Raw genomic sequence first — 25655 nt, forward strand, 5'->3', positions numbered from 1 at the left:
GCGCCCTTCACGCCGAGGTTTGCCATGTCCACCGTCACCACGCCGTCCGCCCCCAAGGTTGGATTCGTTTCACTGGGTTGCCCAAAGGCACTCGTTGACTCCGAACGCATCCTGACCCAGTTGCGCATGGAAGGTTACGAAGTCGTTGCGACCTACGAGGACGCCGACGTGGTCGTGGTCAATACCTGTGGCTTCATCGATACGGCCAAGGCCGAGTCGCTGGAAGTGATCGGCGAAGCCATCAAGGAAAACGGCAAGGTCATCGTGACCGGCTGCATGGGCGTCGATGCCAGTGTGATTCGCAATGTGCATCCGAGCGTACTGTCGGTGACCGGCCCTCAGCAGTACGAGCAGGTGGTCAACGCCGTGCACGATGTGGTGCCGCCCCGCCACGATCACAATCCGTTGATCGACCTGGTGCCGCCACAAGGCGTCAAACTGACCCCGCGTCACTATGCGTATCTGAAAATTTCCGAAGGCTGTAACCACAGTTGCAGCTTCTGCATCATCCCGTCGATGCGCGGCAAGCTGGTCAGCCGCCCGGTGGGTGATGTACTGGACGAGGCCAAGCGCCTGGTCAAATCCGGTGTAAAGGAGCTGCTGGTCATTTCCCAGGACACCAGCGCCTATGGCGTTGATGTCAAATACCGCACCGGTTTCTGGGACGGTCAGCCGGTCAAAACCCGCATGACCGAGCTGTGCCAGGCGCTGGGCTCGATGGGCGTCTGGGTGCGCCTGCACTATGTCTACCCGTACCCGCACGTCGACGAACTGATCCCGTTGATGGCCGCTGGCAAGATCCTGCCGTACCTGGACATCCCGTTCCAGCACGCCAGCCCGAAAATCCTCAAGCTGATGAAGCGTCCGGCCTTCGAAGACAAGACCCTGGCACGCATCAAGAACTGGCGCGAGCAGTGCCCTGACCTGATCATCCGCTCGACCTTCATCGTCGGCTTTCCCGGCGAAACCGAAGAAGACTTCCAGTACCTGCTGGACTGGCTGACCGAAGCACAGCTGGACCGGGTTGGCTGCTTCCAGTACTCGCCGGTTGAGGGCGCGCCTGCCAATCTGCTGGACGCGGCCATCGTGCCGGACGACGTCAAGCAGGACCGCTGGGATCGTTTCATGGCTCATCAGCAGGCAATCAGTGCTGCTCGCCTGCAGATGAAGATCGGCAAGGAAATCGAAGTGCTGATCGACGAAGTCGACGATCGGGGTGCCGTGGGCCGCTGCTTCTTCGACGCCCCGGAAATCGACGGCAACGTGTTCATCGGTCTGGAGGATGGCAGCACCGTTCAGCCTGGCGACAAGATCATGTGCCGGGTGACCGATGCAGACGAATACGACCTGTGGGCCGAGATGCTCTAAGCACCCTCCCTCGCCGCAAGCGAAAGCCCTGCCCTTAAATCGGCAGGGCTTTTTTGTCTCTGGCTGTTGTCTATCCAGGACCGGCCGAATGGAGTACGCGAGATGCCGTTATATATACCGGATACCCACGATTACCCGGAATTGACCGAAGTATGGGAACGCTCGGTGCGCGCGACCCATGACTTTCTGCCAGACGCCTACATCAACCGGCTCAAGGGGTTGCTGCCGCAGTATCTGGGTAGCGTGAACCTATTCTGTACCCAGGATGAGCAGCTCAACATCACCGGCTTTGCGGGCACAAGCAAGACCAGGCTGGATATTCTGTTCATCGACCCTGACCATCGCGGCCAGAAGCTGGGCACGCAGTTGCTGACTCACGCAATCGAGCGGTTCAATATCCGCGAACTGGACGTCAACGAACAGAATACTCAGGCACTGGGGTTTTACCGCAGGCATGGTTTCGAGGTTGTCAGCCGCTCTGCAGTCGATGGTCTGGGCCAGCCTTACCCCATGCTCAGAATGCGTCTGACCGGCTGTGACTGACACCGATTGCAGCGCAAATGCAATGTTGCCGCGATTAACCGTCGCCGGGCGGTTACAATGGCGACTTTATTTTAGCAAACGGCTTTTTTGTCATGACAGACCCCATTCGCCTTTCCAAACGCCTCATCGAGCTGGTCGGTTGCTCCCGCCGGGAGGCCGAACTGTTTATCGAGGGTGGCTGGGTCACTGTGGACGGCGAGGTCATCGAGGAGCCGCACTTCAAGGTCAGCACCCAGAAAATCGAGCTCAGCCCGGACGCCAAGGCCGACTCCCCGGAGCCTGTGACGATCATCCTGCACAAACCCGCCTCGGCAAGCGCCGAAGAGGCTTTGCAGATGATTACGCCGGGCACGCTTTCCGTAGAGCACAGCTACAGCAAGCGTCCGCTCAAGAGCCATTTCATGCGCCTCGAGGCGATTTCAAGCCTGCAGGCCAACGCCAGCGGCTTGATGGTGTTCAGCCAGGACTGGAAGATCCTGCGCAAGCTCACCGATGACCGCAGCAAGATCGAGCAGGAATACGTGGTGGAGATCTCGGGCGAGATGGTTGCCCATGGCCTCAACCGGCTGAACCACGGCCTGACCTACAAAGGCAAGGAACTGCCAGCCGTGAAGGCGAGCTGGCAGAACGAGAACCGTCTGCGCTTTGCGATGAAAAATCCGCAGCCCGGCATCATCGCCCTGCTGTGCGAGGCCGTCGGCCTGAAGATCGTCGCCATTCGCCGCATCCGTATCGGCGGCGTGTCCATGGGCAAACTGCCCGAGGGCCAGTGGCGCTACATGACGGCCAAGGAAAAGTTCTGACCCTCGCAGCACCCACCTTATTACAGCGCGCATGACCACCGTCATGCGCTGCCCTACGACTTATCAGGAAACACGCCTCATGATGAACAACGACGTACTGCGCAGCGTGCGCTACATGCTCGATATCAGCGACAGCAAGATTGTCGAGATCACCGCACTGACCGGTTTTGAAGTGTCGAAGAGCGATGTCATCGCCTTCATGAAAAAAGAGGAAGAAGAAGGCTACCTGGATTGCAGCGATGAAATCATGGCGCACTTCCTCGATGGCCTGGTCTACTTCAAGCGTGGCAAGGACGAAAGCCGTCCGCCACAGGCGATCGATTTGCCGATCACCAACAATATCGTTCTGAAAAAACTGCGCGTGGCGTTCGAACTGAAAGAAGACGATATGCACGCCATCCTCAAATCAGTCGACTTCCCGGTCTCCAAACCGGAACTGAGCGCCCTGTTCCGCAAGGTCGGGCACACCAACTATCGCGCCTGTGGCGATCAACTGCTGCGCAACTTCCTCAAGGGCCTGACCCTGCGCGTGCGTGGCTGAACCAGCCTCGATGAGCTACAACGTCTCCCCTGTCGGCTTCGTGCGCTCCTGCTTCAAGGAGAAATTCGCCATTCCGCGCCAGCCACAACTGGCCCCGGCGGCACGCGGCGTGCTGGAGTTGGTGGCACCTTTCGATCAGGGTGAAGCCATTCAGGGGCTGGAACAGGTCAGTCACGTCTGGCTGCTGTTTCTGTTCCACCTGGCGCTGGAAGACAAGCCACGCCTGAAGGTGCGCCCGCCGCGCCTGGGTGGCAACCAGTCGATGGGCGTGTTCGCTACCCGCGCCACCCATCGCCCCAATGGCATCGGCCAATCGGTGGTCAAGCTGGACAAGGTCGAAGCCGGGAGACTCTGGCTGTCCGGCATCGACCTGCTGGATGGCACGCCGGTGCTGGACATCAAGCCCTACGTGCCCTACGCCGATGCAATTGCCGACGCAACCAACCACATCGCCAGTGCTGCGCCAGACCTGATACCGGTGCACTGGCAAGACGCCGCGCTGCGACAGGCTCGCGAACACGCACTGCGCCTGAATGAGCCACTGGTCGAACTGATCGAGCAGTGTCTGGCCCAGGACCCGCGCCCGGCCTACCAGCTCCCCACGCCGGAACGTCGCTATGGTGCTCAGTTCTGGGACCTGGACGTGCGCTGGCACTATCCGCAGGCCGGCGTGATCTGCGTGCTGGAAGTGCTGCTCGCCTGAAGCCGCTACTTGTTGTCTGACACAATCGGAGCGACAAATTCCGCGCAATAAAAACCCGCCTGATCCACTCAAGGACGAGGCGGGTCTTGTGCAGCAGGCTTACTTCTCGACGAAGGCACGCTCGATCAGATAGTCGCCCGGCTCACGCATACGCGGCGAAACGGTCAGGCCGAAGCTGTTGAGCACTTCGCTGGTCTCGTCGAGCATGCTCGGGCTGCCGCACAACATGGCACGGTCATCCTGCGGGTTGATCGGCGGCAGGCCGATGTCGCTGAACAGCTTGCCACTGCGCATCAGGTCGGTCAGACGGCCTTCGTTCTCGAAGGGCTCGCGGGTGACCGTCGGGTAGTAGATCAGCTTGTCACGCAGCGCTTCACCGAAGAACTCATTCTGCGGCAGGTGCTCGGTGATGAATTCGCGATAGGCGACTTCGTTCACGTAACGCACACCGTGGCAGAGGATGACTTTCTCGAAACGCTCGTAGGTCTCGGGATCCTGGATGACACTCATGAACGGCGCAAGGCCGGTACCGGTGCTCAGCAGGTAAAGATGCTTGCCCGGCTTGAGATCGTCCAGCACCAGCGTGCCCGTAGGCTTCTTGCTGATGATGATCTCGTCGCCTTCCTTGAGGTGCTGCAACTGGGAAGTCAACGGGCCGTCAGGCACCTTGATGCTGAAGAATTCCAGATGCTCTTCCCAGTTCGGGCTGGCAATCGAGTAGGCGCGCATGAGCGGACGACCGTTTGGCTGCTGCAGACCGATCATCACGAACTGACCGTTCTCGAAACGCAAACCAGGGTCGCGGGTGCACTTGAAACTGAAGAGGGTGTCGTTCCAGTGGTGGACGCTGAGGACACGCTCGTGGTTCATGTTGCTCATGTACGTGAGGACTCCTGAAAAAATAGTGCGCGCAGAAGCACTGCGCTATTGCGCGACATTCTAGTGGCAGACACAATATCTGTTAAATGAATTATCAAGATATAGGTTATCGGTTATATAGATATGCGATTTACTCTCCGTCAGCTCCAGGTATTTGTGGCAGTCGCCCGGCAGGAAAGCGTCTCCAAGGCCGCAGTACTGCTGTCGCTTTCGCAGTCGGCTGCCAGCACCTCCATCACCGAGCTGGAGCGCCAGTCGAGCTGCCAGCTGTTTGACCGTGCCGGCAAGCGGCTCAGCCTCAACGCCACGGGCAGGCAATTGCTGCCGCAAGCCGTCGCGCTGCTTGATCAGGCCAAGGAAATCGAAGACCTGCTCAATGGTAAATCAGGCTTCGGCTCACTGGCGGTCGGCGCTACGCTGACGATCGGCAATTACCTGGCGACCCTGCTGATCGGCGGCTACATGCAGCGCCACCCCGAAAGCCAGGTCAAGCTTCACGTCCAGAACACCGCGCATATCGTGCAACAGGTTGCTCACTACGAGATAGATCTGGGCCTTATCGAAGGCGATTGCAGCCATCCGGACATCGAAGTGCAATCCTGGGTCGAAGACGAACTTGTGGTGTTCTGCGCCCCGCAGCATCCGTTGGCCAAACGCCCCCAGGTAACGCTGGAGGAACTGACTCATGAAGCCTGGATCCTGCGGGAACAGGGCTCAGGCACACGCCTGACATTCGACCAGGCCATGCGTCATCACCGTAACGGGCTGAACGTCCGACTGGAGCTTGAGCACACCGAGGCCATCAAACGCGCAGTCGAGTCCGGGCTGGGCATTGGCTGCATCTCCAGGCTGGCGCTGCGCGACGCCTTTCGGCGCGGCAATCTGGTGGAACTGGCCACGCCGGAGCTGGATCTGGCCAGGCAGTTCTACTTCATCTGGCACAAACAGAAATACCAGACCTCGGCCATGCGCGAGTTTCTCGAACTGTGCCGCGCCTTCACCGCCGGGGCTCAGCGCAGCGACGAGATCGTGCTGCCAAGCCTGTATTGACGAGTCTGTACGAAAGGCGTCAGCCCAGCAGAATGATTGCCCAGACCAGACCGATCATGCTCAGGGCGATGAACTGGGCAGCACTGCCCATGTCCTTGGCGTTCTTGGACAGCGGGTGCAGGTCCAGGGAGATGCGGTCAATGGCCGCCTCTACGGCCGAATTGAGCAGCTCGACGATCAGCGCCAGCAGGCATACAGCAACCAGCAGGGCATGCTCGCCCTTGCTGACGTGCAGAAAAAACGACAGCGGAATCAGGACCACGTTGAGCAGTACCAACTGGCGGAAAGCCGCTTCACCTTTGTAGGCTGCGCGCATACCGTCCAGTGAATAACCAGCGGCGTTAAGAATACGTTTCAGACCGGTTTGGCCTTTGAAGGGCGACATAGAGAGGCTGCTGTGTAAAAAGATGAGGAAAGCTAAGGCAATAAAGGTCAAAAAAGCGTGAATGCTCGCAACCTGAAAGCCGTCAGCTGGATGAAATGGACTCAAGCTGTTGTAACAACAATGCTGCCTGGGTACGCGTGCGTACTCCAAGCTTGCGGAAAATCGCCGTGACATGTGCCTTGATGGTGGCTTCGGACACACTGAGCTCAGAAGCAATCTGCTTGTTCAGCAAACCTTCACAGACCATCGTCAACACTCGAAACTGCTGCGGCGTGAGGCTGGCAAGGCCTGCGCTGGCAGCTTTCGCCTCGTCTGAAACACTGATCACTTCATTGACCTGCGGCGGCCACCAGACGTCACCATCGAGCACTTTGCGGACCGCCTGCTGAATCACTTCCAGCGAGCTGGATTTGGGAATGAAGCCACTGGCACCAAACTCTCTGGAACGTACCACGATGGAGGCTTCTTCCTGCGCCGAGACCATCACCACCGGTATCTGCGGGTACTGGCCACGCAACAGGACCAGCCCGGAGAAGCCATAGGCGCCCGGCATGTTCAGGTCCAGCAGAACCAGGTCCCAATCAGCCTTCTCCCCCAGGCGCGATTCGAGCTGGGCAATGCTTTCTGCCTCGACCAGCCGTGCGTCAGGCCCCAGGCCGATGCTCAGCGCCTGATGCAGCGCACTGCGAAACAGGGGATGATCATCAGCGATCAGGATGTCGTAGGTCATGTAATGATCCTGTTTTTATAGTGAGGGGCCGAAGAATCGGCCGCCCAGCGAGGCTGGCGAACGCGCAGTGCGAAACCCCATAGCGGGCCCCGGCGCACCGCCAGACCACATGAATCGGCTTCCAGGCGGCGCCAAGCATGCCCAGCATGGCCATGACGGTCAAGCGCGAAGCGTCGATACCAGGGAACATGGATGGCAATTAGCCAAACCAGCGCAGTTCTGCCGCCCTTGTCCATGAAAAGCCTTCAAATGAACGCCTTCAAATGGGTATGCGCAGCGTCGTCGGAATCAATCGGATTCTGGTACTTGGCGCCCAGATAATGGGCGCTGAACACGTCCAGATAAGCATCCAGCACTCCGCTGGCACTGGCGTCACCGGCCAGTTCCAGACAGAGGGCGGCCACTTCCGCCGTGCAGAAGTGATCATCGCGCCTCGATCGACGCAAACGGTAGCGCGAGATCTGCTCGGGCTCCAGACTCAATACCGGAAACCGCTCCAGATACGGGCTCTTGCGAAACATCTTGCGTGCTTCGGTCCAGGTGGCGTCCAGCAGAATGAACAGCGGACGCTTGCCATCCAGGCATGCAACCTTGTTCACCACGCGCTCTTCGGCAACAAACTCTCCGGGAAAGACGATGTAGGGCTGCCACTGCGGGTCGTCCAGCAAGGCGAGCAATTGCTCATCGACCTCTATCCGTGACCAGAGGAAGGCATGAGTGTCCTTGATGACATCGGCTATCAGCCAGCCGGTGTTGGTCGGCTTCAAGGGCTCGGTGTCATACATCAGCAGGCAGATGCCCGACTCGGCAGCGACGCTGGGCCGCCATTCGCACAGACAATAGCTGGAGATCACCCGGCATTCCGGGCAGCGCGGCGCGCGCGAGCCACGGGCAATGAAAGGCCTGGTACTGCGGGCCAGACGCTCATCGCGCAGGCGGGAAACGGCATGGCTCATTACAGGACACGCCTGCGGGGGAAATACATCGACACCACAAAGACTCGGCAGGATTAAAGTCCGCGCAGTTTATCAGAGCCCCGGCACTTCAACGCGCTTTCGGTCCGGCCGCCTCTTTTCATACAGAGTCTAGGCCCGATGAAGACTCCTGCTCTATACTTCTGCGCCATCGCACCCCGCGCTATCGGTGGGCTGCCCGGAACGCACTTTGAAGTCGCTGGTCCAACGGCCAGTTACTTAATCAGGAGAGTTTAATGCTGCGCCTTATCGTACCCACCCTTACGCTTTTGCTCGTTGCTCCACTGTGCGCCCAGGCGGCGTCGAAACAGGAGTTCGAACTCAGCAAGATGCTGGAAAAAGTCGCTAAGGAAAGCAGTGTCGGCACGCCGAGAGCGATCAACGAAGACATCCTTGATCAGGGCTATACCGTCAGCGGCAACCAGCTGATCAACCACCTGAGCGTTCGTGAAGGCCAGGCTCAGCAGATGCGCGCCAATCCGGACGTGATGCGCAACCAGCTGGGCAATAGCGTTTGCCACAACAACGGCTTCCGCCAGTTGATGACCAAGGGTGCCGTACTCAAGTATCAGTTCACCGAGTACAAGACCAACCGCCCGGTTGTGACGCAGACCTTTCAGGCTTCCGACTGCACTGTAAAGCCCAAGCAATAAGCCACACCCGACATTTAGCCGCCCCCCACGCGCGCCTGTCTCTCAGGCGCGTCAGTCGAGCAATACTCAAGACATCCTGCAACTCATCCACCCTTGCAATGAGCAGGGAATGGGTAGCCTTTCTGTGCAAACCGGGACATCATCGATTCAACACGCCCCAACGGGCCATTGACTCTGCAGGAGGAAAAATCCCGAATGCCGTATGTACCTGACGATCTTCTATCCCGACACTTTCAAAGCGACGGCCTCGACCTGACCAGCAAGATTGAAGAGCACATCAATGAGGTGGCTCCGGGCACGAAAAACCTGCCGCTGTACCGCGACATGATGCTCACGGTGCTGCGCATGGCCCAGGACGACCGCAACCGCTGGGACGTCAAGATAACGCTGCAAACCCTGCGCGAACTGGACAAGGCCTTTCGGGTGCTCGAGCGCTTCAAGGGCCGTCGCAAAGTGACCGTATTCGGCTCCGCTCGTACGCCGACGGAACATCCTCTGTACGCACAGGCCATGGAACTGGGTGAAAAGCTGGCCCGCTCCGACATGATGGTCATCACCGGCGCAGGCGGCGGCATCATGGCGGCAGCCCATGCCGGTGCAGGCTTGAAGCACAGCCTTGGGTTCAACATTACCCTGCCCTTCGAACAGCATGCCAACCCCACCGTAGAGGGCAGCGAAAACCTGCTGCCTTTCCACTTCTTCTTCACGCGCAAGCTGTTCTTCGTCAAGGAAGCCGACGCGCTGGTGCTGTGCCCCGGCGGCTTCGGAACTCTGGATGAAGCGCTGGAAGTGCTGACGCTGATACAAACCGGCAAAAGCCCTTTGGTACCCGTCGTATTACTGGACACGCCTGGCGGGAGCTTCTGGCAAGGTGCGCTGGACTTTATCAAGCATCAGTTGCAGGACAATCACTACATTCTGCCAGCCGACATGAAGCTGATGAGGCTGGTGTACAGCGCCGACGAAGCGGTGGAAGAGATCAACCAGTTTTATGCCAACTTCCATTCCAGCCGCTGGCTGAAAAACAAGTTCGTTATCCGTATGCATCATGCGCTGAACGAGCAAGCCCTGGAGCACATGCAGGAAGCTTTCGCTGACCTGTGCATCAATGAAAACTTTCATCAGCACAGTTATCAGGGCGAAGAGCACGATGAAGCGCAATTCAGTCACCTGACACGACTGGCGTTCACCTTCACAGGACGCAATCAGGGCAGGCTTCGGGAACTGGTGGATTACATCAATCAACAGGAAAACTGGGAAGACGCCTCAGCGGCGAAGGACTCGGTTCAGAGACGGGCGCCAGAATAAGCGCCCTGATATATCAGTCATCCCCGCCACGGCCGCTTAACAGGCGGCCGATCATTTCCAGCGGATAGCCGCGATAACTCAGAAACCGTCCCTGTTTGGCTCGCTCGCGCGCATCGGCGGGCAAGGCACCGGCAAACTTGCGCTGCCAAAGCTCGTGAAGCTTCTCCTGCCAGTCCACGCCACACTCCCTGAGCGCCTGCTCGATGTCGGAACGTTGCAAGCCACGCTGACCAAGCTCTTCGCGAATACGGACAGGACCGTAGCCCGAACGTGCCCGGTAAGAAACGAAGCTTTCAAGGTAACGGGACTCGGAGAGCAAGCCTTCCTCGACCAGACGATCAAGGGCTGCATCGATAAGCTCGGGGGGAGCGCCGCGCTGACGCAGTTTACGCGTCAGCTCGACTCGACCGTGCTCGCGACGTGCGAGCAAGTCCATTGCAGTGCGCCTGACGGCGACAGGTGTATCAAGCACGGCAGGCATGGCTATCAGATATCGACATCTGCTTCAGACATATCATCGGCAACCACTGCTTCACGGGAGCCGACAGCCTTGGTATCGACGCCAGGGGTCAGCAACTTGTCGCGGATCTGCTTCTCGAGCGCTTTGCAGATTTCCGGATTATCTGCCAGGAACTTGGCCGAGTTAGCCTTGCCCTGACCAATCTTGCTGCCCTGGTAGCTGTACCAGGCACCGGACTTCTCGACAAAACCATGCAGAACGGCCAGATCGACGATTTCACCGTTCAGGTAGATACCCTTGCCGTAAAGAATCTGGAACTCGGCCTGACGGAACGGCGGAGCTACCTTGTTCTTCACAACCTTGACGCGGGTTTCGCTGCCGACAACTTCATCGCCTTCCTTGACCGCGCCTGTACGGCGGATGTCCAGACGTACCGAAGCGTAGAACTTAAGCGCGTTACCACCGGTGGTGGTTTCCGGGCTACCGAACATCACGCCGATCTTCATACGGATCTGGTTGATGAAGATCACCAGGCAGTTGGCGTTCTTGATGTTGCCGGTGATCTTGCGCAGGGCCTGCGACATCAGACGCGCCTGCAGACCCACGTGCATGTCACCCATTTCGCCTTCGATCTCTGCCTTCGGCACCAGCGCAGCAACGGAGTCGACCACGATCACGTCGATGGCATTGGAACGCACCAGCATGTCGGTGATTTCCAGCGCCTGCTCACCGGTGTCCGGCTGCGAAACCAGCAGGTCGTCGACGTTGACGCCCAGTTTGCCGGCGTATTCCGGATCCAGTGCGTGCTCGGCGTCGACAAAGGCACAGGTAGCGCCCATTTTCTGGGCCTGAGCGATGACCGACAGCGTCAGTGTGGTTTTACCGGAAGACTCAGGACCGTATATTTCCACGATCCGGCCTTTCGGCAGACCACCAATACCAAGTGCGATATCCAGACCCAGCGAACCGGTGGAGATGGCAGGGATCGCCTGGCGATCGTGATCGCCCATGCGCATCACGGCACCTTTACCGAACTGACGCTCGATCTGACCCAAGGCCGCAGCCAAGGCTTTCTTCTTGTTGTCGTCCATTGAAGTCCTCACGTAATCAAATTCAATTAGGGCCTTGATGGCCGCAACACCTGTATAAGTAGACAGTATTATTCCACAGCAGTGAGCGCGCGCCTACCCCTGTTTTGGCATTTCTCCGCGTGCAAGCTGTATCAGCCCGTGCAGCGCGGCTTCGACCGCCTGTCGACGGACCTGATCACGGTCGCCATCGAAGTGGCAACACCGGGCGATCAGCGCCTCATCCTTGCCCCAGCACAGCCACACGGTACCGACCGGTTTGTCCGGCGAACCGCCGCCGGGCCCTGCGACACCGCTGACCGCGACGGCGAATCGTGCACCACTTTCACGCTGTGCGCCTTGCATCATGGCTTCGACAACCGCCTGACTGACCGCTCCGACCTGTGCGAACAACCCCTCGGGCACCCCTAACTGCCGGGTCTTCTGGGCATTCGAATAGGTTACGTAGCCGGCTTCGAACCACGCCGAGCTGCCGGCAATGCGCGTGATCGCTTCAGCGATTCCGCCCCCGGTACAGGATTCGGCCGTCGTCACTTGAGCGTTCATTGCATCGAGAAGCCTGCCAAGCGTATCGGCAAGCCCGGTTATCTCATCCACGGTGTCCTCATTCATGCTGGAAGGCCTGTAAAAGTGAATCCTGAGGCAGCGCGCGCCCCTTGCTGAGGGGCTGTGCCTGCCGATTTATCGATCATTTTTCCCGCGCGCAAGCTTTTTGACCGTTTCCACCGTGGTTTCTCTCGGCCTTTTTCGGGCTTCTTCCAGGGGGATGAAGCGCCCGTTGACGGAGTCCCTTGCTCGTCTGTTCTTCATATAAAAGTCCTTTTTTATAAATGACCGCCCGGTGATCGGGTGGCAGCGATGAAAGTCTATACGGCAAATCGAGGTTGATGGCTGCCGGGAAACGACCAGTCACCAATTCGGGGCCAGGCAACGCTGTAACTGCACCACCCGGTCGAGCGTGATAACCTTGCGCCCATCGCACATACCCGGCAGACGCCCCTTGATTCAGACAGGGACTACCCGTCACGCCCCAAGGTTGCCTCACTCCTCTCAAGAACTTGCCTAAGCCACTGATGAACAAAGCAATTTCCGACCTCTCCGCACACACGCCGATGATGCAGCAGTACTGGAAACTCAAAAACCAGCACCTGGATCAACTGATGTTTTATCGCATGGGCGATTTCTACGAGATCTTCTATGAAGACGCGAAGAAAGCCGCCAAGCTGCTGGACATAACCCTGACCGCACGCGGCCAGTCGGCAGGCCAGAGCATTCCCATGTGCGGGATTCCCTACCATGCGGCCGAGGGTTATCTGGCCAAACTGGTGAAGCTGGGCGAATCGGTGGTGATCTGCGAGCAGATAGGCGACCCGGCCACCAGCAAGGGGCCGGTGGATCGTCAGGTGGTGCGGATCATCACGCCAGGGACGATCAGCGATGAGGCCCTGCTCGACGAGCGCAGGGATAACCTGATTGCCGCGGTGCTGGGTGACGAACGCCTGTTCGGCCTCGCGGTACTGGATATCACCAGTGGCAACTTCAGTGTGCTGGAGATCAAGGGTTGGGAGAACCTGCTGGCCGAGCTTGAACGGATCAATCCGGTCGAGCTGTTGATTCCGGATGACTGGCCGCAAGGTCTGCCTGCCGAGAAGCGCCGCGGTTCTCGACGTCGAGCACCCTGGGATTTCGAGCGCGACTCAGCCCATAAAAGTCTGTGTCAGCAGTTTGCAACCCAGGACCTGAAGGGTTTCGGTTGCGAAAACCTGACGCTGGCCATCGGTGCTGCTGGCTGCCTGCTCAGCTACGCCAAGGAAACCCAGCGTACCGCCCTGCCCCATTTGCGCAGCCTGCGTCACGAACGTCTCGACGATACCGTGATCCTCGATGCCGCCAGTCGCCGTAACCTGGAACTGGACACCAACCTCTCCGGGGGCCGTGACAATACCCTGCAATCGGTCATGGACCGCTGCCAGACCGCGATGGGCACGCGGCTGCTGACCCGCTGGCTGAACCGGCCATTGCGCGACCTGACCATCCTTCAGGCGCGCCAGACGTCGATCACCTGCTTTCTGGAACGCTATCGCTTCGAAAACCTGCAGCCACAGCTCAAGGAAATCGGCGATATCGAACGGATTCTGGCGCGTATCGGCCTGCGTAACGCGCGGCCACGCGACCTCGCCCGCCTGCGCGACGCCCTGAGCGCACTGCCCGAGCTGCAACAGGCGATGACCGATCTGGAAGCGCCGCATCTGCAGCAACTTGCGCAGACAGCCAGCACCTATCCCGAGCTGGCCGACCTGCTGCAGCGCGCGATCATCGACAATCCGCCCGCCGTCATCCGTGACGGAGGCGTTTTGAAAACTGGCTACGACGCCGAACTGGATGACCTGCAATCGCTGAGTGAAAACGCCGGTCAGTTCCTGATCGACCTGGAAGCCCGCGAAAAAGCCCGTACCGGCCTTGGCAACCTGAAGGTCGGCTACAACCGTGTGCACGGCTACTTTATCGAACTGCCAAGCAAGCAGGCCGAGCAGGCGCCGGCTGACTACATACGCCGCCAGACTCTTAAGGGTGCCGAGCGCTTTATCACGCCCGAGCTCAAGGAGTTCGAGGACAAGGCGTTGTCGGCCAAGAGCCGCGCGCTGGCACGGGAAAAGATGCTCTACGAGGCGCTGCTCGAAGACCTGATCGGTCATCTTGCACCGCTTCAGGATACGGCAGCGGCCCTTGCCGAACTGGACGTACTGAGCAACCTTGCCGAGCGCGCGCTGAATCTGGACCTCAATTGCCCACGCTTTGTCGCCGAACCCTGCATGCGTATCGAGCAGGGCCGTCACCCGGTCGTGGAACAGGTCCTGAGCACGCCTTTCGTTGCCAACGACCTGGCGCTGGACGACAGCACTCGCATGCTGGTCATCACCGGCCCGAACATGGGTGGTAAATCGACCTACATGCGTCAGACGGCACTGATTGTGCTGCTGGCCCATATCGGCAGTTTCGTACCCGCCGCCAGCTGCGAATTGTCACTGGTCGACCGGATCTTCACCCGCATCGGCTCCAGCGACGACCTGGCGGGCGGGCGCTCGACGTTCATGGTCGAAATGAGCGAAACGGCAAACATCCTGCACAATGCCACCGATAAAAGTCTGGTGCTGATGGACGAAGTCGGGCGCGGAACCAGTACCTTCGACGGTCTTTCGCTGGCCTGGGCAGCGGCTGAATGCCTCGCGCAACTGCGCGCATACACACTGTTCGCCACGCACTATTTCGAACTGACGGTGTTGCCGGAAAGCGAACCGCTTGTGACCAATGTGCACCTCAACGCCACCGAGCATAATGAGCGCATCGTGTTCCTGCACCGCGTACTGCCGGGGCCTGCGAGCCAGAGCTACGGTCTGGCCGTGGCACAACTGGCCGGCGTGCCGGGCAAAGTCATCAGCCGCGCCAAGGAGCACTTGCAGCGCCTGGAAACCACCAGCCTGCCGCATGAGCAGCCGCGCGCAAAACCCGGCAAGCCAGCGGTCCCGCAACAGAGCGATATGTTCGCAAGTCTGCCGCACCCGGTGCTCGACGAGCTGTCGAAGGTCAAGGTCGACGATATGACCCCGCGACAGGCGCTGGATTTGCTATACACATTGCAAACTCGCCTGTGACGCGAAGCGTTACATACTGTTAGAATCCCGCGCGGTTTGGGACGCTCTCGGCTTTTAGCCTGGTCGAGGCGTTTTTCGAGCCGCGTGAAAATGCAGCGAACCACCGGTAGGTAGCAGGGGCAGGTAGCAAACGACGCAGTCTTGCTGCCTCAAGGCCGCCTACCAAAAGCACGTGTTTTCATAGGGCCGGGAAACCTCCCGAACCTGGCACCCCTGTCTGGAAGGGCTCTGCCGCAGCCGCCTGAGGAGAGAATTAGAAATGACCTTCGTCGTCACCGACAACTGCATCAAGTGCAAGTACACCGACTGCGTAGAAGTCTGTCCGGTGGACTGCTTTTACGAAGGCCCGAATTTCCTGGTGATCCACCCGGACGAGTGCATCGACTGCGCGCTCTGCGAGCCAGAGTGCCCTGCCGTAGCCATTTACTCGGAAGACGAGATCCCTGCCGGCATGGAAAACTTCATTGAGCTCAATGCCGAGCTTGCCGAAGTCTGGCCCAACATCACCGAAAAGAAAGACGCCATGCCGGATGCGGCAGAGTGGGATGGCAAAACCGGCAAGATCGCTGAACTGGAACGCTAGATTCCACGCAGAAAAAAGGCCCTCAAGAGGGCCTTTTTTGTTGAATACAATTTTCTGCAGACAAAAAAAGGGGCGGTATGACCCGCCCACATTTTCCTTGTTCCCTGTATTCCCTGGTCATCATCCTGATGAATCGCATCCCGCGATATCCCTGACCGTCATCCTTGATGGCCTGTGCCCGTCCGTTGGCACAGCTTCGATATTAGAGACTTAACCTCGAAGAGCAACTCCCCAAACGCTCCAGAATATTTCCGCAATGAGCGACGGCAGGAATTAAATCCCTTATAAAACAAAGTCTTGAAATTTAAAAACCGACAAGTTGGCGACAAGCCTCACTGCTGTTACCCGGATGACTTACAGCAAGCGTACGCAATGACTTACAGGCTTTGAACATTCTGATTACGATTACACTGCTACCGGCCAGACAAGGCGCCCCCATCTGATGCAGTGACCAACGACATTTAAATGATGAAAGACATATAAAAAGGCCGATATACACATGCTGTGTCATATCGGCCGGGGATTGATGCTGCGCAAGGGGACTACTGGAAGAGCGACTCGCTGGACAGACCGTTCTTCTCAAGGATCTCACGCAGGCGCTTGAGTCCTTCGACTTGAATCTGCCTTACACGCTCACGCGTCAGACCGATCTCAAGCCCTACATCTTCAAGCGTGCTGCTTTCATGCCCGCGCAAGCCAAAGCGGCGAATCACAACCTCGCGCTGCTTCTCGGTCAGTTCAGACAGCCATTGATCGATGCTCTGTGAAAGATCGTCGTCCTGCAGCAACTCGCAGGGATCTGTTGGGCGATCGTCGGTAAGGGTATCAAGCAGCGTCTTGTCCGAATCCGGCCCCAGCGAAACGTCCACCGACGAGACACGCTCGTTCAGGCCCAGCATGCGCTTGACCTCGCCTACCGGTTTTTCCAGCAGGTTGGCGATCTCTTCAGGAGAGGGTTCGTGATCCAGCTTCTGGGTCAGCTCTCTGGCCGCACGCAGATAAACGTTCAGCTCCTTGACCACATGAATCGGCAGCCGGATGGTCCGTGTCTGATTCATGATCGCGCGTTCAATGGTCTGACGAATCCACCAGGTAGCGTAGGTCGAGAAACGAAAGCCGCGCTCCGGGTCGAACTTCTCAACCGCCCGGATCAACCCCAGGTTGCCCTCCTCGATCAGATCAAGCAATGACAGCCCACGATTGACATAGCGTCTGGCAATTTTCACCACCAGGCGCAGATTGCTTTCAATCATGCGTTTGCGCCCGGCCGGGTCTCCACTTTGCGACAGGCGCGCAAAATGCACTTCTTCTTCCGGGGACAATAGAGGAGAAAAACCGATTTCATTGAGGTACAGCTGGGTAGCATCGAGCGCCCGCGTGTAATCAATGTACTTGTGTTGTTTGAGCGATGTTGAATGCTTGGCCTTGGTACGTCCCGAGACAGCGGCTGGCTGCTTCTCGTTCGACGCTTCCTTCAGGACAATGCCGGCTTCCATAAGGAGCACTTCATCATCGATGTCAAACTCCGGCGCTTCGTTGCCAAGAGCCATTGTTTTAGTCCTTTGGTGAGTTCGACCTCAAGCTCCAGCGTCGCCTGGTTCCATGGCAACACTTGAGCCTGTTCCTATTACGCCAGGAACAGGCTGGCAACTATCAACGACGTGGCAAGAATCCTAAAGGATCTACAGGTTTCCCTTGGCGGCGAATCTCAAAATGCAGTTTCACCCGGTCAGTTCCTGTTGACCCCATTTCGGCAATCGTCTGCCCTGCCTTGACCTGTTGACCTTCCCGTACCAAAAGCCTGCGGTTATGACCGTAGGCACTGACGTAGGTATCGCTGTGTTTGATGATGATCAATTCGCCGTAGCCCCGTAATCCACTTCCGGCGTAAACAACTGAACCATCAGACGCTGCCAAAACAGGCTGTCCCAAATCACCAGCGATATCAATTCCTTTATTCAAACTGCCGTTTGAGGAAAATTTTCCTATCAAAATGCCACTCGAAGGCCAGGTCCAACCCGTCGGAGACTTGCCAGCCGGGCCTGTCCCGGTGGTCGCCGAGGGAGGTATAACCACTGGTACAACCGCAACAGGTTTGGACATGACCGTGGTTTTGACGGATCCGGAACTGCTCGTACTGGTGGATGTGGACGTTACCGGACGCCCGGCGCCAGACGTTGAAACCACACTCGGCGTTGAAGAGGAGCGTCCGTCAAAGCGAATTGTCTGACCTGGCTTGATGGTAAACGGCTCCGGAATCTGGTTACGGGCAGCCAGTGCCTTCCAGTCCCAGCCGTAACGAAATGCAATGGAAAAAAGTGTGTCACCACGCCTGACCACGTATTGGCCAGTGGTGACAGTCGGACGCTGGGCGACGGCATTGCCGTTGCGATCAACAACGCGAACGCCGCCTGAAGGCGAGCTGGAGCAGCCGACCAAAAGGACACTGAGAGCAATGCCAATCACCAGGCACTGATAACTTTTTGAAGACCTGAGCTGCTGAATGACTGTGAGACTCACCCGCCACTCCCTTTACTGGTGACTGAATTCAAAAAAGATGCCTATTGTGCCGTAATAGCGACGGGCAGCCAGTGATAAACCGCTGAAAAACGCTGTTAAGTATCAATCATCTGCATGGAAATGATGCCATCAGGCCATTCAAGATTCCGGGCCGCGCGCTGTAGACAGACGACTGACGCCAGAATTCATTGTTTACCGCAGACAATCTTCAAGCGATGGGCCCATTGAGCAACGGTACGAAGCGCACAGCCCCCAGCACATGCCGGGAAAAACCGTTTTCTTCACGGATGATCAGCATCAACTGCTGAACCTCCCCCGAGCCCACGGGTATGACCAGACGGCCTCCCGGTGCCAGTTGATCAAGCAGTGCCTGCGGTACATCGGTCGCTACCGCCGTGACGATGATGCCGTTATACGGCGCCAGGGCTGGCCAGCCCTCCCAGCCGTCGCCCCAGCGGAAAACCACGTTGCGCAGATTGAGCTCGACCAGACGCTCCTTGGCACGGTCCTGCAGCACCTTGATACGCTCGACCGAAAACACCCGCTCCACCAGCTGCGCCAGCACAGCGGTCTGATAGCCGGACCCCGTACCGATCTCCATGACCTTGTCCAGCGGCCCTGCTGCCAGCAGCAGCTCGCTCATCCGCGCGACCATGTAAGGCTGGGAAATCGTCTGGTTGTGGCCGATGGGCAGTGCGGTGTCTTCATAGGCGCGATGCGCCAGCGCTTCATCGACAAACAGATGACGAGGCGTCTTGCGAATGACGTCCAGTACCCGCTGGTTGGAAATGCCCTCCTCACAGAGGCGCTGAATCAGACGCTCGCGGGTACGCTGCGACGTCATTCCGATCCCTCGACGCAATAGATCATCCTGCTCGCGTGACATCAACGAAGTCCCTCCAGCCAGGTGTTCAGGCTGCTGAATCCGTCCTGATAGGTTCTATCCAGTTGTAACGGCGTGATCGATACGTAGCCTTGCACGACCGCATGAAAGTCGGTCCCGGCACCGCCGTCCTCGACGTCGCCGGCGGCAGCGATCCAGTAGCCGGCGCGGCCACGCGGGTCGACAACCTTGATAGGCGCCGCAGCGCGGGCACGATGCCCCAATCGGGTCAGTTGAATGCCGCGGATATGCTCGAGCGGCAGGTTGGGAATATTCACGTTCAATACCGTGCGGGGTGGCAGGTCGAGTTGCTCATGGGCCTCGACCAGCAAGCGCGCGTAATGCGCCGCCGTCGCCAGATTATCCGGCTGACGTGACAAAAACGAAAAGGCAAACGACGGGCGCTGCAGAAAACGCCCTTCAAGGGCTGCAGCGACCGTTCCTGAATACAGTACATCGTCGCCCAGATTGGCCCCCAGGTTGATGCCTGAAACCACCATGTCCGGTTGACGCTCCAGTAGCCCGTGAATACCCAGATGCACACAGTCGGTAGGCGTACCGTTGACACTGATGAAACCATTTTCCAGGGTGTGCGGATGCAAGGGCCGGTCGAGTGTCAGAGAACTGCTGGCACCACTTTTGTCCTGATCAGGGGCAATTACCACGCAGTCGGCGTAGTCCGCCAACGCCGCATGGAGCGCGACAAGACCGGGCGCATTCACCCCGTCATCATTTGATATCAGAATACGCATGAGCTGTCCGTCTGCCCAACCGGCACCAGATCGATGAGTTCGCGTACCAAGACGGTCGCGAAGCATCCGGGCGGAAGGACGAATTCCAGTTGCAGAATGTCAGACTCGGGATAATGCCACGTCAGCCGCCCAATGGGCAGTCGCAGGATGCGACGTTCGTGCTCCATGCCCGCTCTGACCAGCCAGTCACGCAACACGGACTCGTCGTCGGCAATGGTATTTTCCAGCGCTGCCGTCGCATCGCCAGCTGGCGAAGAGCCTTCACCCCATTGAGGTCCGGTAGGGTGCAGATCGAGGATCGCCAGACGGGGATCGCTACATTCATCCACCCCGGCCGGGAAAAAGCTGCGGCTGTCGGTGAACGCGAGCAAATCACCGACCTGAGCCTTCTGCCAACTGCCATCGGCAACCCGGGCGGCCAATACCCGATTGAACAGGTAACTGCGCGCGGTGGACAACAGTCGCGAACGCACCGCACGTTGCTCAGGCAGCGCCTTGCGGGCGGCGTAATCACGAGCCTCGCCAAGATTTCCGCCCTGATAGCCAAAACGCTGCGTGCCGAAATAATTGGGGATGCCCTGCCGGGCAATGGTTTCAAGGCGCTGATTCAAGGCGTCCTTGTCTGCATCCAGCTGAGTCAGACGCAGCGTGAAGCCATTGGCCGCATGGGCGCCGCGCTGCAGTTTGCGTTTGTGCCGCCCGCTCTTGAGAATCTGCAGCGTGTCATCCTGTGCAGCGGACAGATCAGGATCGGCCTTGCCCGGCAATTGAATGCTGAACCACTGGCGGGTCAGTGCCTGACGATCCTTGAGCCCGGCATAGCTGACTGTGCGCAGCTGGACGCCCGCAGCGCGGGCCAGTCGGCGGGCCGCCTCTTCCGTGTTAAGACCGCGCTTCTCGACCCATAGCCACAAGTGCTCGCCATCCCCGGAAAGCGGGATGTCCAGCACTTCGTCGACCTGAAAATCTTCGGCAGTCGCTTTGAGGACTGCACGTCCCAATGCATCGCCGTAAGCTCGCGGCCCCAGCAGTTCAAGTTCATTCATGCGCGCAGCAACAACGCAACGGCATGCACCGCGATGCCTTCTTCACGCCCGGTGAAGCCAAGCTTCTCGGTGGTTGTGGCCTTGACGTTGACCTGGTCCAGCTCGACCTGAAGATCTTCAGCGATCACTGCACGCATGGCATCGATATGCGGCGCCATTTTCGGTGCCTGAGCGACGATGGTGGCGTCGACATTACCGACCTTCCAGCCCTTGTCATGAATAAGCGTGAGGACATGACGCAGCAGCACGCGGCTGTCGGCGCCCTTGAACTGCGGGTCGGTGTCGGGAAAATGCTTGCCGATATCGCCCAGCGCTGCAGCGCCCAGAAGCGCGTCGCTCAAGGCATGCAGCAGGACATCGCCATCGGAATGGGCCAGCAGGCCGAACCCGTGTGCAATCCGCACGCCGCCCAAGGTAATGAAGTCGCCTTCAGCGAAACGGTGCACATCATAGCCATGGCCAATACGCATAAAAAAACGCCCTGAAAAAAGTCAGGGCGTGATTCTACCTGCTTTGGCGCGCGTTAGCTGTTCAAGGCTGCAGCGTGATGCCTGAGATGGTCTTCGATGAAGCTGGCGATGAAGAAATAGCTGTGGTCATAACCTGGCTGCATGCGCAGCGTCAGCGGATAGTCCGCAGCCTTGGCCGCCTGAACCAGCACCTCGGGCTTGAGCTGATTGACCAGAAAATCGTCACGATCGCCCTGATCGACCAGCGTCGGCAGCTTTTCGGAAGCCTGCGCAATCAGCACGCTGGCATCCCACTCGCGCCAGCGGGAACGGTCTTCGCCCAGATAACGCGAGAATGCCTTTTGCCCCCATGGGCAATCGATCGGATTACTGATGGGCGAGAACGCCGATACCGAACGATAGCGACCAGGATTGCGCAACGCACAGACCAGTGCGCCGTGCCCGCCCATCGAGTGCCCGCTGATACTGCGCACCTGTGACGCCGGAAAATGCCCTTCGATCAGCGACGGCAGTTCCTTGACCACGTAATCATGCATTTGATAATGCCGCGCATAAGGCTGCTCGGTGGCGTTTAGGTAGAAGCCCGCGCCTTGACCGAAGTCCCAGGCGCCGTCAGGGTCGTCTGCCACGTCGGCACCGCGCGGACTGGTATCAGGCGCCACGATGATGATGCCCAGCTCGGCCGCCAGGCGATGGGCGGCCGCTTTCTGCATAAAGTTTTCATCCGTGCAGGTCAGCCCGGACAGCCAGTACAACACCGGCAGCTTGCCGCCCTGCTCCGCCTGCGGTGGCAGATAGACGGCAAACACCATGTCGCAACCGAGCACTTGAGAATGGTGCTTGTAGCGCTTGTGCCAGCCGCCGAAGCTCTTTTGGCAGGAAATATTTTCCAAAGGCATAGGGTTTCCTCCAGTTGCAGGCTTCCAACCTCATGCAGCAAGCGCGTATCCGATCATCTTGCTTGCTGCGTGAGGCGGAGAGCCCGCCGCTGCTCCTTAAAAATGAATGACCGTACGGATGCTTTTGCCTTCATGCATCAGGTCGAACGCCTTGTTGATGTCTTCCAGGCCCATGGTGTGGGTGATGAAAGTGTCCAGCGGAATTTCACCGGTCTGCGCCATGTCCACATAGCTCGGCAATTCGGTACGGCCACGCACGCCGCCAAATGCCGAACCGCGCCAGACGCGCCCGGTCACCAGCTGGAACGGACGGGTAGCGATTTCCTGGCCGGCGCCGGCTACGCCGATGATGACCGACTCGCCCCAGCCCTTGTGGCAGGATTCCAGCGCTGCACGCATCAGTTGCACATTACCGATGCACTCGAACGAGAAGTCGACGCCGCCATCGGTCATGTCGACAATGACCTCTTGGATCGGACGGTCGAAATCCTTCGGATTGACGCAATCAGTCGCGCCCAGCTGTTTGGCGATCTCGAACTTGGCCGGGTTGATGTCGATGGCGATGATTCGGGCGGCCTTGGCTTTGACCGCACCGATCAATGCCGAGAGGCCGATACCGCCCAGACCGAAGATGGCCACGGTATCGCCAGGCTTGACCTTGGCGGTGTTGAGCACCGCACCGATACCGGTGGTGACACCGCAACCCAGCAGGCAGACTTTTTCCAAAGGTGCCTGTTTGTCGATTTTGGCCACCGAGATTTCCGGCAGTACGGTGTACTCGGAAAAGGTCGAGGTGCCCATGTAGTGGAAAATCGGCTCGCCCTTGTAGGAAAAGCGCGTGGTGCCATCCGGCATCAGGCCTTTACCCTGAGTGGCACGAATCGCTTGGCACAGGTTGGTCTTGCCCGAGCGGCAGAACTTGCACTGACGGCATTCCGGGGTGTACAGCGGAATCACGTGGTCGCCGACCACCACCGAGGTCACGCCCTCACCTACCGCCTCTACAATCGCACCGCCTTCGTGGCCGAGGATCGACGGGAAAATCCCTTCTGGGTCAGCCCCGGACAGTGTGTAGGCATCGGTGTGGCAGACGCCGGAGGCCACTACTCTGAGCAGCACTTCTCCCGCCTTGGGCATGGCGACATCGACTTCAACGATCTCCAATGGCTTTTTGGCTTCAAAAGCGACAGCAGCGCGCGACTTGATCATCAATCTTCTCCGACGGGTAAAAACAAGGATTGCAGTGTAGTACAGTGCCAATTGACGAGTAATGCGGCTAAAAGCAAAACATTAATGCTGTGCAGGGATAATCGATGTACACCAATCGCTGGGAAGGTCTGGATGAGTTCGTTGCCGTCGCGGAATGCGGGCAGTTCACGGCGGCCGCTCAGCGGCTCGGGGTTTCCTCGTCGCACGTCAGCCGTCAGATCGTGCGCCTTGAAGAACGCCTGCAGACCCGTCTGCTCTACCGCAGCACCCGCAAGGTCGCGCTCACCGAAGCCGGCCAGACCTTTCTGCATCACTGCCAGCGCCTGCAGGACGGCCGCGAGGAAGCACTGCGCGCCGTGGGCGATCTGGCCAGCGAACCGAAGGGGTTGTTGCGCATGACCTGCGCCGTGGCCTACGGGGAGCGCTTCATTACGCCGCTGGTCACACGTTTCATGGATGTGTACCCGCACCTGCGCGTCGATATCGAGCTGAGCAATGACACGCTGGACCTGGTTCATGAGGGCATGGACCTGGCGATTCGTCTGGGCCGGTTACAGGATTCGCGCCTGGTCGCAACCCGCCTCGCGCCACGGCAGATGTACCTGTGCGCTTCGCCGTCCTATATCGAGCGTTACGGTAGACCGCACAGCCTTTCGGAACTGAATCGCCACAATTGCCTGATCGGAGGCAGCGACACCTGGCAGCTCCAGCAGAACGGACGTGAGTTTTCCCAGCGCGTGCAAGGCAACTGGCGCTGTAACAGCGGCCAGGCCGTGCTGGATGCCGCGCTGCACGGAGTCGGTTTGTGTCAGTTGCCGGATTATTACGTGCAGAAACATCTCAACGACGGCACGCTGGTTTCATTGCTGGAGGCGCATCAACCGCCCAACACCGCCGTGTGGGCGCTCTATCCGCAGCAAAGGCACCTTTCACCCAAGGTGCGCAAACTGGTGGATTATCTTAAGGAAGGGCTGGCGATGAGGGATGAATACCGTCAGTAACAGCGCTTAACGGCCGAACTCGCTGCGGCGCTGGCGCAGCCACTCCAGGTCTTCGGGACGCGTAACCTTGATGTTGTCCGAGCGCCCCTCGATCAGGCGTGGCGATTGACCCGCCCACTCGATGGCCGATGCCTCATCGGTGATACTGACGTTAGAGACCAGGCTGTCCGCCAGGGCGCGATGCAGGGCCCCGAGACGAAACATCTGCGGCGTGAACGCTTGCCAGATCAGGCTGCGATCCACTGTTTCAAGCACGCGACCACTGCTGTCGGCACGCTTGAGCGTATCGCGGGCCGGCACGGCCAGCAGGCCGCCGACAGGATCATCGGCCAGTTCGCCAAGCAGATTATCCAGATCACTGCGCGCCAGGTTCGGACGCGCAGCGTCATGAACCAGCACCCAGTCATTGTCACTGGCGCCCTGCGCATGCAGGTGCAGAAGCGCATTGAGCACCGAGCCCGAGCGCTCGCTGCCGCCGTCCACGCGCTGAATACGAGTGTCATGCGCGCAGGGCAATGCAGCCCAGTAAGGGTCATCCACAGCCAGACTGATCACCAACCCCTTGAGCCGGGGGTGATCGAGAAAGCAGAGCAGGCTGTGTTCAAGAATTGTCAGGCCGCCCAGTTGCAGGTACTGCTTGGGACGGTCGGCTGCCATGCGAGCGCCAATGCCCGCTGCAGGTATCACTGCCCAGAAGGCAGGAAGAGAGTCTTTCATCGCACCAACTTGATTATTGCGCGAGCTGGTAAAGGGTTTCGCCGTCCTTGACCATGCCCAATTCATGTCGGGCACGCTCTTCGACGGTTTCCAGACCTTTTTTCAATTCCATGACCTCGGCATCAAGCACGCGGTTGCGCTCCAGCAGCACCTGATTTTCAGCGTGCTGGTCGGCAATCTGCTGAGTCAGGCTGGCCACTTGCGCAAGGCTTCCGTTACCGACCCAAAGGCGGTACTGCAAGCCAGCCAGCAACAGGAGCAGGACGAGGAACAACCAGTTAGGACTGCGCATTGAAATATCAGGTACCCAGTAAAAAAGACAGCAGAGCCAACGTGAACAACAAACGACTGAGGGCATTGAGCCTGACATAAGCCAGGCTCAATCACTCCAGATTACCGCGGAGCGTCAGCATCGGAGCTGCACAGGCGAGTCAGGG

28 protein-coding genes are annotated in these 25655 nt (G+C 58.7%); 11 read left to right on the forward strand and 17 right to left on the reverse strand.

Annotated features, from left to right (window positions below; all coding sequences use genetic code 11):
- The first annotated feature begins 24 nt into the window (after window positions 1–24).
- From rimO to tsaA, 5 genes are all read left to right on the forward strand, one after another.
- Window positions 25–1368, forward strand: coding sequence for a 30S ribosomal protein S12 methylthiotransferase RimO (gene rimO / locus JOE33_RS07355; RefSeq protein ID WP_010432259.1), 1344 nt, complete (start codon window positions 25–27; stop codon window positions 1366–1368).
- 102 nt (window positions 1369–1470) lie between these two features.
- Complete coding sequence (locus tag JOE33_RS07360; protein ID WP_122530293.1) at window positions 1471–1911, forward strand: GNAT family N-acetyltransferase; 441 nt, start codon at window positions 1471–1473, stop codon at window positions 1909–1911.
- Window positions 1912–2003: 92 nt separating this feature from the next.
- Window positions 2004–2714 (forward strand): rRNA pseudouridine synthase, encoded by a 711-nt coding sequence (locus tag JOE33_RS07365; RefSeq protein WP_122693623.1) that lies wholly within the window; start codon window positions 2004–2006, stop codon window positions 2712–2714.
- Between the two features lie 79 nt (window positions 2715–2793).
- The gene (locus JOE33_RS07370; RefSeq protein WP_003314340.1) at window positions 2794–3255 is read left to right on the forward strand and encodes a DUF1456 family protein; all 462 of its coding nucleotides are present in this window, start codon (window positions 2794–2796) and stop codon (window positions 3253–3255) included.
- Window positions 3256–3265: 10 nt separating this feature from the next.
- Window positions 3266–3958: a tRNA (N6-threonylcarbamoyladenosine(37)-N6)-methyltransferase TrmO gene (tsaA, locus tag JOE33_RS07375; protein WP_122693622.1), complete on the forward strand. Its 693-nt coding sequence runs from the start codon at window positions 3266–3268 to the stop codon at window positions 3956–3958.
- A gap of 99 nt (window positions 3959–4057) precedes the next feature.
- Here tsaA and fpr read toward each other — a convergent pair whose 3' ends face one another.
- The gene (gene fpr, locus JOE33_RS07380; RefSeq protein WP_002554680.1) at window positions 4058–4837 is read right to left on the reverse strand and encodes a ferredoxin-NADP reductase; all 780 of its coding nucleotides are present in this window, start codon (window positions 4835–4837) and stop codon (window positions 4058–4060) included.
- Window positions 4838–4960: 123 nt separating this feature from the next.
- Here fpr and JOE33_RS07385 point away from each other — a divergent pair, with 123 nt between their 5' ends.
- Entirely contained in the window at window positions 4961–5887 is a 927-nt protein-coding gene (locus JOE33_RS07385) for a LysR family transcriptional regulator (protein ID WP_010432271.1), read from the forward strand.
- Between the two features lie 19 nt (window positions 5888–5906).
- Here JOE33_RS07385 and JOE33_RS07390 read toward each other — a convergent pair whose 3' ends face one another.
- The 3 genes from JOE33_RS07390 to JOE33_RS07400 form a co-directional block, all read right to left on the reverse strand.
- Entirely contained in the window at window positions 5907–6272 is a 366-nt protein-coding gene (locus JOE33_RS07390; protein ID WP_010432274.1) for a diacylglycerol kinase, read from the reverse strand.
- 82 nt (window positions 6273–6354) lie between these two features.
- Window positions 6355–7002, reverse strand: a complete 648-nt coding sequence (erdR, locus tag JOE33_RS07395; protein WP_122693621.1) for a response regulator transcription factor ErdR — start codon at window positions 7000–7002, stop codon at window positions 6355–6357.
- 245 nt (window positions 7003–7247) lie between these two features.
- On the reverse strand, window positions 7248–7958 hold the full coding sequence (locus JOE33_RS07400) for a tRNA-uridine aminocarboxypropyltransferase (protein ID WP_010432280.1): 711 nt from the start codon (window positions 7956–7958) through the stop codon (window positions 7248–7250).
- Between the two features lie 254 nt (window positions 7959–8212).
- Here JOE33_RS07400 and JOE33_RS07405 point away from each other — a divergent pair, with 254 nt between their 5' ends.
- A complete protein-coding gene (locus JOE33_RS07405; protein ID WP_003314332.1) occupies window positions 8213–8629 on the forward strand; it encodes a quorum-sensing-regulated virulence factor family protein in 417 nt (138 codons plus the stop codon).
- 195 nt (window positions 8630–8824) lie between these two features.
- Complete coding sequence (locus JOE33_RS07410) at window positions 8825–9937, forward strand: LOG family protein (protein ID WP_187626015.1); 1113 nt, start codon at window positions 8825–8827, stop codon at window positions 9935–9937.
- Between the two features lie 13 nt (window positions 9938–9950).
- Here the strand turns inward: JOE33_RS07410 and recX are convergent, their stop codons facing one another.
- The 3 genes from recX to JOE33_RS07425 form a co-directional block, all read right to left on the reverse strand.
- Window positions 9951–10418, reverse strand: coding sequence for a recombination regulator RecX (recX, locus tag JOE33_RS07415; RefSeq protein WP_010432287.1), 468 nt, complete (start codon window positions 10416–10418; stop codon window positions 9951–9953).
- A gap of 5 nt (window positions 10419–10423) precedes the next feature.
- Entirely contained in the window at window positions 10424–11488 is a 1065-nt protein-coding gene (gene recA / locus JOE33_RS07420) for a recombinase RecA (protein WP_096102138.1), read from the reverse strand.
- Window positions 11489–11581: 93 nt separating this feature from the next.
- Window positions 11582–12097: a nicotinamide-nucleotide amidohydrolase family protein gene (locus JOE33_RS07425; protein WP_222943759.1), complete on the reverse strand. Its 516-nt coding sequence runs from the start codon at window positions 12095–12097 to the stop codon at window positions 11582–11584.
- Window positions 12098–12570: 473 nt separating this feature from the next.
- Between JOE33_RS07425 and mutS the strand changes: the two genes are divergently transcribed.
- Together mutS and fdxA are read left to right on the forward strand one after the other, a co-directional pair.
- Window positions 12571–15138 (forward strand): DNA mismatch repair protein MutS, encoded by a 2568-nt coding sequence (mutS, locus tag JOE33_RS07430; protein ID WP_163031764.1) that lies wholly within the window; start codon window positions 12571–12573, stop codon window positions 15136–15138.
- 259 nt (window positions 15139–15397) lie between these two features.
- The gene (fdxA, locus tag JOE33_RS07435; protein ID WP_003339547.1) at window positions 15398–15721 is read left to right on the forward strand and encodes a ferredoxin FdxA; all 324 of its coding nucleotides are present in this window, start codon (window positions 15398–15400) and stop codon (window positions 15719–15721) included.
- Between the two features lie 542 nt (window positions 15722–16263).
- Here the strand turns inward: fdxA and rpoS are convergent.
- The 8 genes from rpoS to JOE33_RS07475 all read right to left on the reverse strand — a co-directional run bounded on the left by rpoS (window position 16264) and on the right by JOE33_RS07475 (window position 23500).
- Window positions 16264–17271, reverse strand: coding sequence for an RNA polymerase sigma factor RpoS (gene rpoS, locus JOE33_RS07440; RefSeq protein WP_010434275.1), 1008 nt, complete (start codon window positions 17269–17271; stop codon window positions 16264–16266).
- A gap of 103 nt (window positions 17272–17374) precedes the next feature.
- Window positions 17375–18241 (reverse strand): peptidoglycan DD-metalloendopeptidase family protein, encoded by an 867-nt coding sequence (locus JOE33_RS07445; RefSeq protein WP_187626016.1) that lies wholly within the window; start codon window positions 18239–18241, stop codon window positions 17375–17377.
- Between the two features lie 208 nt (window positions 18242–18449).
- Entirely contained in the window at window positions 18450–19085 is a 636-nt protein-coding gene (locus JOE33_RS07450) for a protein-L-isoaspartate(D-aspartate) O-methyltransferase (protein ID WP_002554702.1), read from the reverse strand.
- Window positions 19086–19126: 41 nt separating this feature from the next.
- Entirely contained in the window at window positions 19127–19876 is a 750-nt protein-coding gene (gene surE, locus JOE33_RS07455; protein ID WP_187626017.1) for a 5'/3'-nucleotidase SurE, read from the reverse strand.
- The gene (gene truD, locus JOE33_RS07460; RefSeq protein ID WP_010434269.1) at window positions 19864–20922 is read right to left on the reverse strand and encodes a tRNA pseudouridine(13) synthase TruD; all 1059 of its coding nucleotides are present in this window, start codon (window positions 20920–20922) and stop codon (window positions 19864–19866) included. The genes surE and truD overlap by 13 nt, the downstream gene beginning before the upstream one ends.
- Window positions 20919–21392, reverse strand: coding sequence for a 2-C-methyl-D-erythritol 2,4-cyclodiphosphate synthase (gene ispF / locus JOE33_RS07465; protein ID WP_096102140.1), 474 nt, complete (start codon window positions 21390–21392; stop codon window positions 20919–20921). Before ispF ends, truD begins: the two co-directional genes overlap by 4 nt.
- Window positions 21393–21445: 53 nt before the next feature.
- Window positions 21446–22291 carry an S-formylglutathione hydrolase gene (gene fghA / locus JOE33_RS07470; protein WP_096125100.1) on the reverse strand — a complete coding sequence of 282 codons (846 nt, stop codon included), beginning with the start codon at window positions 22289–22291 and terminating at the stop codon, window positions 21446–21448.
- Window positions 22292–22387: 96 nt separating this feature from the next.
- A complete protein-coding gene (locus JOE33_RS07475) occupies window positions 22388–23500 on the reverse strand; it encodes an S-(hydroxymethyl)glutathione dehydrogenase/class III alcohol dehydrogenase (RefSeq protein ID WP_003314319.1) in 1113 nt (370 codons plus the stop codon).
- Between the two features lie 104 nt (window positions 23501–23604).
- On the opposite strand from JOE33_RS07475, the gene JOE33_RS07480 reads away from it, so the two are divergent.
- The gene (locus tag JOE33_RS07480; RefSeq protein WP_003433355.1) at window positions 23605–24501 is read left to right on the forward strand and encodes a LysR family transcriptional regulator; all 897 of its coding nucleotides are present in this window, start codon (window positions 23605–23607) and stop codon (window positions 24499–24501) included.
- 6 nt (window positions 24502–24507) lie between these two features.
- On the opposite strand, the gene ispD is transcribed toward JOE33_RS07480, so the two are convergent.
- Window positions 24508–25218: a 2-C-methyl-D-erythritol 4-phosphate cytidylyltransferase gene (gene ispD / locus JOE33_RS07485; RefSeq protein ID WP_010434260.1), complete on the reverse strand. Its 711-nt coding sequence runs from the start codon at window positions 25216–25218 to the stop codon at window positions 24508–24510.
- A 13-nt stretch (window positions 25219–25231) separates the two neighbouring features.
- Complete coding sequence (gene ftsB, locus JOE33_RS07490) at window positions 25232–25510, reverse strand: cell division protein FtsB (protein WP_003314315.1); 279 nt, start codon at window positions 25508–25510, stop codon at window positions 25232–25234.
- Window positions 25511–25655: the final 145 nt, after the last annotated feature.

The sequence above is a fragment of the Pseudomonas sp. PvP027 genome, from assembly GCF_017833005.1.
Taxonomy (GTDB): Bacteria; Pseudomonadota; Gammaproteobacteria; order Pseudomonadales; family Pseudomonadaceae; genus Aquipseudomonas; species Aquipseudomonas congelans.